Below are 11,642 nucleotides of genomic sequence, written 5' to 3'. Positions count from 1 at the left end.
CATCATTCATTTTCAAATCCAATTCTTCAAATCATTTGAGTATAAGACATTATATCTCTTTGGCAACATAAGCTAATAAGATCTATTTAACGTAAACTCAAGTAAAGAAGCTAAATGATCTTTATAAATATTCTGTATAGGGATTTGCTCCAATAAATTACTAGCCTCATTCTTAATGTTTGCTAGATGGTCGATAATTTGTTGCTTAATACCATGTTGTATCATCAAATTCCGTATTATCTCAAATTCACTCTCAGATCTATTATCCGCCTTAATCATTTTCTGAACTGTTAATTGCCCGGTATCATCAAGCTTCTTATATAAAAAGATTAGGGGTAGAGTTATTTTTCCTTCTAAAAAATCATCACCTATATTCTTGCCCATATCATGACTATTTCCTAAATAATCAAATAAATCATCAATAATTTGGAAAATATTTCCTAAATATCTACCAAATTTTTGTAAACTTTCACAAATCTCGTTAGATTGACTAGAAATAATTGCTCCTACTTCACAAGATACTCCAAATAACTCTGCCGTTTTAGCCATAATTATTTCATTATATTCCGTTTCGTCAATAATTCTCCGCTGATTCAATTTCACAAGCTGAGAAACTTCACCTTCTGATATAATTGCCGAAGCTCTTGATAAAGATTTCATAGCTTTAACAGATTTGGTATCTACCATTAGCTGAAATGATTGACTAAATAAAAAATCTCCAACTAGAATACTAGCCTTACTCCCCCAAACAACGTTAGCAGTAGGTTTGGATCTTCTCATTGTACTTTCATCTACTACATCGTCATGAAGTAAAGTTGCTGCATGAATAAATTCTACAGCCCCAGCAAGTTTTATATTATCTTCACCGACATAACCAAACATTTTACTAGTTAAAATTGTTAGTAATGGCCGTATTCTCTTTCCACCAAATTCCAATAAATATTTACCTACTACGCCAACTAGTGGTTCTTTGGCAGCTAAGTGGGTCAGAATAAGTTTATTTAAGCTAGACAGTTCTACTGCTAAATCTTTATGTATTATTTTTATAGTATCCAATTTACATCTCTAATGCTATTTTAACCTGAATTCGATGTAACAAGTTACATCGAATTCAGTATTATATATAGAAACAATCAGGTTTGAAGCGGTTCTACACCTGATTGTTAAAATATAATACTCCATTCAATATGTGATTTTAATAATTAAAATCACATATTGAATGATGAAAAAAGTTAAAATGCACCCGCGTCAGCTGCTTCAAGAATGCATTTTTCCTTATAACAAAGCCAGTTCTATATAAGAATTATTAATTCTTATATAGAACTGAGGTTATTTTATGATTTCCTGCCAAACATCACTATCAACCTCCAAAAAAGGCTGGATCATTAATTGTTTTAACAATGAATGATGCTCATTAAAATCAGGTACTAGTTCTTGTATCCTTTTTGTTACATTATCACCAATATGTATTTTTTCCGAGGCTTTTTTGTATAATGCTAGATAATATAATGGCAAAAATTTATTAAAGTCTACGGAACCTATTTTGCCTTTTTCTATATTACTTGAATCTAATTTATACTCAAAACTTATGTCACCTGAGTTAGAATCAGGATGATCTGATATGGTTTTTAAAAAATACTTCGTACCTTCTTTGTATACAATACGACTATCTTCTGAGAATGTTTTAAACCTACCCAAGTTAAAGAAATAATTGGTTATAATATCCGTTGCCTTTAAATAATTATTAAAGACAACAAGTCCCTTAATATCAAATTTTCTAAATGCATCTAGCCTGCATTCGCTTGATAATCGAAATCCGGTATTATTAGAAAACAAACTAAGATTATTTATTTGAGCTCTCATTATATCTTGTTTTCTAGCAAGAAAATCTATATCTAAATCAAAAATATATTGATGGTTCTCTAATTCAGTCAAGTTGAATTTATCTTTATTACTGTTAATATATTGTAATTCTTCTATTAAAGATGAACTATTAGGGAGTAGCGATATATATGACAATAAGTACTGTACAGAATTCAATATATTATCGGAAAATCCTGGCTTCAAATCAATTTTTGATTCAACCTTAAGATGACTATCATTGCTACTTTCTTCTACTTTACTTTGATACAATAAAGTAGTCAAGGATTCTTGGATACTACTTGAGAACTTGCTTGATATCATTTTTATTTCTAAATCTTTAGCAAACTCACTATATAAAGATTTATTAGTTTTTATATAAAACTTACCTTCAAAACTAAAAGGCATCGGCCAAGCAAATCTATATAATAAAAGACCAGCTGGTATTCTTCTGTTTATAATATTACTTTCTAATATTTTTGTTGAATAAGCGATATTTAATTTTTGTGGCACATTATTTTTAAAATCTTCTATATCAGTATAGTATTTATTCTTTTCTAGTGAAAATGAAATAATTGTATGATCTTCATCATATAGTTTTTGCCCGTCAACTAAATCAAAAATTTTTGTCTTGTCAGATGTTAATTCCAATTCTTTTATAAAATTTATAATTTCAAACGGATCTTTTTTTTGTATAAAAACCTTAAGTAACTTAAAGCTTAAAGGAATTTTTGCTATAAAAGAATAATTACCACTTTCGAATCTTGTACCAAATCCCAAATCAATAGGTTTATAGCGACCTGTTGCGTTACCAAAATAACTAACAAAGCAAGCCTGTTTCAGTAAATCATAACCTATATAAATCGGGGAATTAAATTCAATTATACTATTTTCTCCCTCTTCATGCCAACCAATTACTTGCAAGGCAATTTTAAACGGAAAACCATAGAGAGCAACTTTATTAAACTTAATGAAATATCTTTGTTCACTATCTATTGAATTAACAGCGATATAACGGTTACTATATTGCCCATTAATCTTATTAGCTAAAGAAGTAACAATTACCAACCATGAGATGGTATAAATCAATAGGATTACAGCAATTATAACTGATATATATATTAACGTTTTTCGCATGCTAATTACATAACTTCACATATTCACGATTTAGTTGTACTATATTCCAAAACCACAAAATAACTATAATAATAAAAATTGTTAGTAAATAAACTACTATTGAATCACATGTGGCAGTAGGCACTATAATAAATATAAAAGACTGGATAAAAGCTCCTAAAGACTTACCAAATTTAATACCTATAACCTCAACAGCAGCTTTACCTTTTGTTCGAAGTTCTAATGATAAAGGAATATATGCCATTTCCTTTGTTGAATCAAATAACGAATATTTAGTTGATTTACTTAGAATATTTTGTACTCCTCCGATAATTACAGCCGCATAAATTGGATTAAAGTCCTTTATACCAAAACTTATATATTCTGAGAAAATAACAAAGATAAAAAACATTAAGCCAGTTATAAAAAGCATTAAGGGTGTTAATAATGCTGAAATTAACCAAGTAAATTTCCTAATCACATTACTACCAACTATCATAAAAGTAACGCTAGAAATTCCCATCCAAATATTAAACCTACCCATAAAATGTATATAATCTAACGTATTGGGATTAAGCTCCCTTACCTTAGCTTTCCACGGACCTTCTACTATATTAATTAGTAGTGCATAACAAATTATCAATAAAGCAATGCGTCCAATATATTTTGAGTTAATAACCAACCTTATACTATCCATAAGTGATAAGGAAGTTTTTGCCTGTATTTGAACTATTTGGAAATCAGCCTTTAGCACCTTGTCATTCAAAATAAAATAATTAATTAACCTAAATAATACCATGGAAATTATACCGGCAAACACTATTATAGAAATAACAGGTTGTAGCATTAGTTCTGACTTATATTGCAAATCTTCATTTATTATAACTTGAGCATCGACTACCCCTCGTACATTTGAGAAAGCTACTAATACATTGCCAGCTAAAATCAAACCAACATTACCTACCATTCCTAAAATTGGATAGAAACGTTTCGCTTTACTGGTATCAAAAATATTATTAGCAAATTGCCAAAACATTAGATTAATAATTACTGCACTCCATAATTCTGAACAGATATACATGAGAGCATAACTCCACTTACCCATTATCTTGATAAACCATCGAAAATTAGGATACAATGATACTAAATGTTCTACCTGCTCAGCATTTGGATGATAAAAGTCCTGATTAGGGTAAATGATATAAGCAAATATCAGGAAAAAAAGCAAAAAACTCGAAATTACTATATAAAAAATATATTCAAAACGTACGTGATTACTAAGTTTTACATATATTATAGTAAATAATATAGAGGAAGGAAGAACAAACCAAAGTTTTAGAAAACTAATGACTTCTGCTCCTATTGATGGTATGACCAATCCGTCTTTAACGGATCTAAGTGTTCCAAAATTAAAAAGAATACACAGCATCATTAATGCCATAGGCAAAAAAAGTTTCAATTCCTCTCTTTCTATAGGCCAAATGATTTCCTGAATTTTAGTAAAAATACTTTTGAATGGTAACATTATTTTATACAAAAAATTACCTAAAGACTAACTCTATCTATTTAACATAGATAATGTAATGGAAGTCGAACTAAATCTTTTAAAGCTCTATGCGAATAAAGTCAATGAAAATAAACATATTTTTCTATTAACAAAATATTTATGTGACAAAATTATAGGACAACGAGACATAACTTGCCTTGTAGGAAAATTTTTAATATGCTACAAAAGATAAAGTAAGATGATAATAATTATGTCCATTAGGTCAATAGACCTCTTTCGAAACTCTACTTCTGCTGGTAATTTGTACGTCGTTCCGGTACTCAAATCCTCACGTACGCTTAAGTACGCTGCGGTTCTACGTTCCGTGACTCCTTCAAATTCCTCAGCACAAGCGAGTTTCGAAAGAGGTCTAATATTAGCCATATATTTATTGTTTCTCTTTCCGTTATATTTATATGTTAATGTGGCATATGCTAATATAGACGTAGAAATTGCTGAATCACGTAAATGCTCAAGGATGTTTCCTTACTTTGAAAAGATACATAAAATTCCTCCTAATACGTTACACTCGATAGCTTTAAAAGAATCGGGCAAAAAACATACTGAATATAAAATTAAAGTAGTTTGGCCTTGGACTGTCAATATTGAAGGTAAAGGCTATTATTTTAATACTAAAAAAGAGGCAATATCATTTGTAAAAAAACAAATTATTCAAGGCAAAGAAAATATTGATGTAGGATGTATGCAAATCAACTTAAAACATCATTTAAATGCATTTAACTCTTTAAATCAAGCTTTCGATCCTAAGAAAAATGTCGCCTATGCTGCTAAATTCCTAAAAGCTAAATATGATCAGTTAGGTAGTTGGCACAAAGCAATTGCTCATTACCATTCAGCCACCCATGAGTTTGGCTATAGATATAAACAAGATGTTATCAAAATTGCTAACAATATGGATTTGTATAAAAACTCTATTAACATGTATAGTGGGTACAATTATTATAATAATACACCTACTCTGCCAACAAACATGCTTTTGAGGAATAAACAGAGAGCTTCATTTGAAAGTAATATTAGGAAATATAAGAGTAATATTATGGTAGTATTACCAAGAGCTAGCTAGAGGTAACAATTATATTTGATCGTGAGAAGTTAAAATCTAATCGTGACAAAGTGGTGGATAATATCGCTGAGTGTGCGTTTTTTAAATATGCAGCATTCGATATTATTGAGCGTCTAAATATTATTGATAAAGAATTTCCTGATATTTTAGATTTAGAATGTCGTACTGGTATACTAACTAAACTATTAGTGCAGAACTATAACTATGCTATAATTGTAGCGGCTAGTACATCAAATGCTATGTTACAATCGTTTGACCATACTCCCAAATTACTAATTGATGAAGAAAACTTACCATTTAAGGCAGCTAGTTTTGACCTAATAACTTTTTCCTTAGGTCTACACTGGATCAATGATGTACAAAATTTTCTGTTACAGATAAAACGTATTTTAAAACCAAATGGTCTATTTATTGGTAATTTTATCGGTGGTAACAGCCTAAAAGAACTACGAATGAAATTCATTGAAGCTGAAATAGCATTAAGTCGCCCTCACTTCCAATATGTTTCCCCTTTCATCCATTTTGATCACGTAACACCTTTACTAGGACAGGCAGGATTCACAGAAATTATCGTTGATTATGAAAATATTCAGCTGAGCTATAAAAGCCCTTTAGATTTCATTAGAGAACTAAAGAATATTGGAGAATCTGGAGCATTATTAAAAAACTCTCATAACATAATATCGAAGCAAATGCTTTCTATTCTAAGCAATGATACTAACACTTTTACCGAACAAATTAATATAATCAGCTTCATTGCCTCTCCGAGTAAGAATAGTATAAAAATAACTCGTAATTTAAAACAGTAGGAAAAATAAGTATTTATAGCTTGCTCTTACTTTCTCCTTACATTATTATAATAATCACAACTAATATACATAATTATGGTATCTTATGAAAGCACACTGTTCAACAATTACAAGTAAGGGACAAGTTACTATCCCATCATATATTAGAAACAAGCTACACTTATCTTCTGGTAGTAAATTATAGTTCATTATGCAAGATGACTCTTTTATAGTAGTGCCAATTAATAAGCCAGTTAAAAATTTAAAAGGAATACTACCCAAACCAAAAACACCATTAAGTATCGAAGATATGAATGAAGCCATTAAGAGTGGATATGATCGGAATTGATACTAATTTATTGGATTGCTTCCTCGCCACCAAAGTGTCTCCTCGCAATGACTCTATTCTCCCTATGGCTTTTAAATGCCATGCGTAAGGTGAGTAAAATAATCAAATTAAATTCAAATTAGCTATTAGTGTTCGTATATTTATGGTTTATAATACCATTAATTATTATAAGTAAGGGAAAATATATGCAAGAATTTGATTTAATAGTAATTGGTAGTGGTCCAGCTGGTTATACAGGGGCAATAAGAGCAGCACAGCTGGGTATGAAAGTTGCATGCATAGAAAAAAGGGCAACGCTTGGTGGTACTTGCCTAAATGTTGGATGTATTCCTTCAAAACTATTACTAAATTTTTCTGAAAAATTTAATGAGGTATCAAACCATTGTGCTGATATTGGTATTATGACCTCAACCAAACTTGATTTACAAAAAATGATGACTAAAAAAAGTCAAGTAGTGTCAGACTTATGCAAGGGTATAGAAAGTTTGTTTGTAAAAAATAAAATTACTAAATTTAGTGGAAGTGCCAAGTTTATTTCAGCCAATCTTGTGGAAATTACTAACGGTAAAACAGTTGAGTCGATTTCGGCTAAGAATATTTTAATTGCTACTGGCTCTGATATTATTGAAATACCCAATATTGTTGTAGATGAGGAATATATAGTTTCATCAACGGGAGCTTTGAGCCTTCCTAAAGTTCCAGAAACTATGGTAGTAATTGGCGGTGGTTATATAGGTTTAGAGCTTGGTTCGGTATGGAATAGGCTTGGTTCTAAAGTAACGGTTATTGAATATGCTGATAGCATTGTCCCAGCTTTAGATAAAGAAATTATTAATCAATTTACTAAAATCCTACAAAAACAATCCATTGAATTGCGACTGAATAGCAAAGTACTATCTGCTGAAAAAAAAGCAGGAAAAGTTACTTTAAATATACAACAAACATCTGCTTCCTTAGTAGAGCAAATTACTACTGATATAGTTTTATTAGCTGTCGGCAGAAAAGCTTATACAACAAATTTAGGTCTAGATAAATTAGCAATTCAAACGGACAAACAAAACAGAATTACGGTGAATAGCCAATTCCAAACAATAATCCCTAATATTTATGCCGTTGGTGATGTAATTGCAGGACCTATGCTTGCTCATAAAGCAGAAGAAGAAGCTGTTGCTGCCGTCGAAATTATGGCGGGTCTAGCTGGTCATGTTAATTATAATCTTATTCCAAGTGTAATTTATACTTGGCCGGAAGTAGCAAGTGTTGGTTTAACTGAAGAACAACTAAAAGAAGCCAAGATTGATTACAAAGTTGGTAAATTTCCATTTTTGGCAAATAGTCGGGCGAGAAGCACAGGTTCTACTGATGGGATGGTGAAGATATTAGCTGATAGCATAACTGATAAAGTACTTGGAGCACATATAATAGGACCTTGTGCTGGAACTATGATTGCAGAACTTGTAGCATTTATGGAATTTGGTGCTTCTTCAGAAGATATAGCGAGAACTTGCCATGCCCATCCTACCCTAAGCGAAGCTATAAAAGAGGCGGCTCTAGCTGTAGATAAGAGGGCTATTAATTTTTAGGATTTTTACTTTAGTTTACATGGTAAAAAAGATGTTGCCCTTACGCCTTCAATGTTACCCCATAACTGTTGAAAGTTAAAAAATCGTCTATTAGCGAAGTACTGTTGTAAGGCTTAAAGCGTCTATTAGCGAGCGAACGTACGTGAGCGTGGCCAATCCATGAAGCTTGTCATACAATTGCTTCGTCGACCTACGGTCTTCTCGCTAATAGACGATTTTTTAACTTTCAACAATTGTGGGGTAAATTGGTTTTTACACAACAAAACCAAATAATTTTTTGATTTCAGTAAGAGTTTTAGAAGCAATAATTCTAGCTTTATCCGCTCCTTCATGTAGTGTAGTTACTAGATAATCTTGGTTTTTCATTAGCTCTATATATTGAATATTAATGGGAGTCAGAGTTGTGATGATAATATCAGCTAGATCATCCTTAAATTTAGCAAAACCAGTATTTTGGTATTGTTCAACTATTGTCTCAACATTAATACCAGATAAACTGCAATAAATGTCAATTAAATTGCTGATTTCTGGTCTATTTTGACGATCATAACTGATTTCAGCTAAATGATCTGTTTTAGCTTTTTTAATTTTTTGGTAAATTTGATCCCGGCTATCATTTAAATTAATACGAGATAAATCAGATGGATCAGATTTACTCATTTTTTTACGACCATCTTTTAAACTCATTATTCTTGCTCCTGAGCTTTGAATTAATGGCTCAGGTAATTTTAGAACTTCTTGATTAAACTTTCTATTAATAATAGCCGCAATATCTCTGGTAAGTTCTAAATGCTGTTTTTGATCATCACCAACAGGGACGCAATCAGCATTATATAATAATATATCAGCTGCCATTAATACTGGATAAGACAATAATCCTAAACCAGCACTTTCTTGGTCTTTTCCAGCTTTGTCTTTAAACTGAGTCATGCGTTTAAGCCAACCAAGTGGGGTAACGCAATTTAATATCCAAGCAAGTTCAGTATGTTCCTTCACCATACTTTGTGCAAATATAGTGGTTTTCTCCGGCAAAAGTCCTGTTGCTATATACATAGCAACAGTTTGCAATATGGATGAGTTTAGCTCAAGAGGTAAGCGATCTATAGTAATAGAATGCAAATCAGCTAAAAAGAATAAGCAATTGTACTCATCTTGAATCTTAAGCCAATTAGATATTGAACCAAGATAGTTTCCTAAATGCAAAGCCCCTGTCACTTGAACTCCAGATAGAGCTGTTTTTTTCATTTAATTTCCCCAAATAATTACTAATTATATCTATATGTAGACGTAATTTTATGCTATTGTATACTCAAATGATTTGAAGAATTGGATTTGAAAATGAATGGTGAGCAAGCGGAGCGTACATATAGTACGTGAGCATGCGAATCCATGATATTTTCAAAAAACAATTCTTCAAAGCAGAAGAGTATACCCGTTAATTATCAACAACTAAGATTAACCAACCATGTTTTGGCGTTTAAGAGTATTAACATTTTATGCATTACTTGCTATATTTACCATTACATTCTTCCTTATATGTTACATACCCGTAACATTTTTTAATGTCAACTATTATATACGTTATAGGATTGGAGTTATTTTTTCCTATGTATTTATTTGGTTGGCTAGAATCTTTTGTGGTTTAAAATACCAAGTTTCTGGTCTAGATAAATTACCTTCTGTTCCTTCTTTAGTATTGTCTAATCACCAATCATGTTGGGAACAAGTATTTATACAATTAATTATACCTGAACATTCTTGGGTATTAAAAAAAGAGTTATTTAATATCCCCTTATTCGGTTGGGGTCTGCAAATGGTTAAGCCAATTGCCGTAGACCGTAATGTTAATATCTCGGTTAGTCAAATTTTAAGAGAAGGACAGGAAAAGATAAAAGATGGTTTATGGTTGGTTATTTTTCCTGAATCTACTAGATTTAGACCAGAACAAAATGCTAAATTTAAACCTAGTGCAGTAAAATTAGCATCACTAGCAAAAGTACCGATCGTGATGATGGCTCACAACGCAGGGGTATACTGGCCAAAAGGTTTTTGGATTAAGAAACCAGGGGTAATCCAAGTAAAGATTATTAATGTTATTCCTGTAGAGGAAATAGAACAATCTGATGTTCGAGAATTGACAAGCAAGATAGAACAGGTAATCAATACCGAAAAGCAAATATTATTTGAACAAGCTTTGTGAAGCAATAAATTTAATCTAGACAAATATTAATGTCTTGGATAGAATTAAATAGTACTATTTAATCATGGCAGTTTAATAGTATCAAAATCATTAAAAATAGGTATATCATGAAAGAAAAATTAACATTCAATCTTAGATATCTACGTGAGAATCAGGATACTCAGTACCCAGAACAATCTCCTGAAGAAGGGAAATGTAATAATTACAATTTACGTAATAATGTAAGAAATCCAGAAATACCAGATGCAACATTTAAAAAAGATCAGTCTATTCCCTATACTGTTCATAATTACACAGTATCACCAACTGTTGAGGCAGCTTTTAATGCTTATGAGAAAAATGGAACCTCTACTCATTTTCTTATAGATAAAGATGGGGCAATATTTAAATTTGTGCCTGTGACCTGTAGGGCTTACCATGCAGGACCTGGTGGGTTACACTATCAAAGTAAGTGGAATCCTCACTTACCGGAGAACATTTTAAAGAATGATATGAATAGTTTTTCGGTAGGAATTAATTATGTAAATACTGGATTAGAAGCTTATCCCGAGCCACAGATAAAGGCTGGGATGCAGTTGCAAGAATGGTTAACAACTCATACACATTCTGATTCAAAAATGTTATTGGGTCATAGTGATTGGACTCCTGGAAGAAAAATAGGACCTGGACCGTATTTTCCATGGCAAACATTCGCCAAGGCAAAAGAAGAAGGGTTCTCTCATAATTTTGGTGTATATTGCTTTAAGGAAAGGAAAGAAAATCCGGAGGTAGTAGTTTCTTATAAAGACAAGAGTAAGCAAGATAAAGATACAATTGAAGATATACAAAAGCAACTTGAGGAGTTAGGATATAAAGTACTAAATAATGAAGGTACGAATCTAGGAAAGCTAGATGATCAAACTATTTCTGCTATGTTATCGATGAAACTGCATTATCGAGGACAGGATATTGTAAATGATCCAAATCAAAAGAGTTTGTGGGAAAACTTGTGGCATAATAATACCAAAGAAAATAAAGAGGCTCTTGGTGGTATATGGGACGAAAATGACTCAATGATACTTGGAGATGTGTTAGATCAGTACTCGGAAAGTTGATCTCTGCAAATTTTTGTAATAA

Annotated in this window: 12 protein-coding genes; 7 read left to right on the top strand and 5 right to left on the bottom strand. The window is 31.5% G+C overall.

The window, feature by feature from the left end; all coding sequences use genetic code 11:
• Positions 1–72: 72 nt before the first annotated feature.
• The 4 genes from ACQH1W_RS02125 to ACQH1W_RS02110 all read right to left on the bottom strand — a co-directional run bounded on the left by ACQH1W_RS02125 (position 73) and on the right by ACQH1W_RS02110 (position 4,906).
• Entirely contained in the window at positions 73–1,056 is a 984-nt protein-coding gene (locus tag ACQH1W_RS02125; RefSeq protein ID WP_375332915.1) for a polyprenyl synthetase family protein, read from the bottom strand.
• A gap of 273 nt (positions 1,057–1,329) precedes the next feature.
• Positions 1,330–2,997, bottom strand: coding sequence for a hypothetical protein (locus ACQH1W_RS02120; protein WP_375332914.1), 1,668 nt, complete (start codon positions 2,995–2,997; stop codon positions 1,330–1,332).
• 1 nt (position 2,998) lies between these two features.
• Positions 2,999–4,501, bottom strand: a complete 1,503-nt coding sequence (locus ACQH1W_RS02115; RefSeq protein ID WP_375333198.1) for an Npt1/Npt2 family nucleotide transporter — start codon at positions 4,499–4,501, stop codon at positions 2,999–3,001.
• Positions 4,502–4,702: 201 nt separating this feature from the next.
• Complete coding sequence (locus ACQH1W_RS02110; protein ID WP_375332913.1) at positions 4,703–4,906, bottom strand: palindromic element RPE1 domain-containing protein; 204 nt, start codon at positions 4,904–4,906, stop codon at positions 4,703–4,705.
• Between ACQH1W_RS02110 and ACQH1W_RS02105 the strand changes: the two genes are divergently transcribed.
• From ACQH1W_RS02105 to lpdA, 5 genes are all read left to right on the top strand, one after another.
• The gene (locus ACQH1W_RS02105) at positions 4,848–5,606 is read left to right on the top strand and encodes a lytic transglycosylase domain-containing protein (RefSeq protein ID WP_375332912.1); all 759 of its coding nucleotides are present in this window, start codon (positions 4,848–4,850) and stop codon (positions 5,604–5,606) included. The two genes, ACQH1W_RS02110 and ACQH1W_RS02105, sit on opposite strands and share 59 nt — an antisense overlap.
• 119 nt (positions 5,607–5,725) lie before the next feature.
• Complete coding sequence (locus tag ACQH1W_RS02100; protein WP_375333197.1) at positions 5,726–6,415, top strand: methyltransferase domain-containing protein; 690 nt, start codon at positions 5,726–5,728, stop codon at positions 6,413–6,415.
• Positions 6,416–6,500: 85 nt separating this feature from the next.
• Positions 6,501–6,599 carry an AbrB/MazE/SpoVT family DNA-binding domain-containing protein gene (locus ACQH1W_RS02095; protein ID WP_341763118.1) on the top strand — a complete coding sequence of 33 codons (99 nt, stop codon included), beginning with the start codon at positions 6,501–6,503 and terminating at the stop codon, positions 6,597–6,599.
• A 6-nt stretch (positions 6,600–6,605) separates the two neighbouring features.
• A complete protein-coding gene (locus ACQH1W_RS02090; protein ID WP_341763117.1) occupies positions 6,606–6,743 on the top strand; it encodes a hypothetical protein in 138 nt (45 codons plus the stop codon).
• Between the two features lie 185 nt (positions 6,744–6,928).
• Positions 6,929–8,326, top strand: a complete 1,398-nt coding sequence (lpdA, locus tag ACQH1W_RS02085) for a dihydrolipoyl dehydrogenase (RefSeq protein WP_375332911.1) — start codon at positions 6,929–6,931, stop codon at positions 8,324–8,326.
• 252 nt (positions 8,327–8,578) lie between these two features.
• Here lpdA and trpS read toward each other — a convergent pair whose 3' ends face one another.
• Positions 8,579–9,571, bottom strand: a complete 993-nt coding sequence (trpS, locus tag ACQH1W_RS02080; protein WP_375332910.1) for a tryptophan--tRNA ligase — start codon at positions 9,569–9,571, stop codon at positions 8,579–8,581.
• Positions 9,572–9,791: 220 nt separating this feature from the next.
• Here trpS and ACQH1W_RS02075 point away from each other — a divergent pair, with 220 nt between their 5' ends.
• Both ACQH1W_RS02075 and ACQH1W_RS02070 read left to right on the top strand, forming a co-directional pair.
• Complete coding sequence (locus ACQH1W_RS02075) at positions 9,792–10,526, top strand: lysophospholipid acyltransferase family protein (RefSeq protein ID WP_341763114.1); 735 nt, start codon at positions 9,792–9,794, stop codon at positions 10,524–10,526.
• A gap of 107 nt (positions 10,527–10,633) precedes the next feature.
• On the top strand, positions 10,634–11,620 hold the full coding sequence (locus ACQH1W_RS02070) for an N-acetylmuramoyl-L-alanine amidase (RefSeq protein ID WP_341763113.1): 987 nt from the start codon (positions 10,634–10,636) through the stop codon (positions 11,618–11,620).
• Positions 11,621–11,642: the final 22 nt, after the last annotated feature.

This window comes from Candidatus Tisiphia endosymbiont of Stenodema calcarata (assembly GCF_964030695.1).
Lineage (GTDB): Bacteria > Pseudomonadota > Alphaproteobacteria > Rickettsiales > Rickettsiaceae > Tisiphia.
This window is presented reverse-complemented; position numbering and strand designations above follow the sequence as displayed.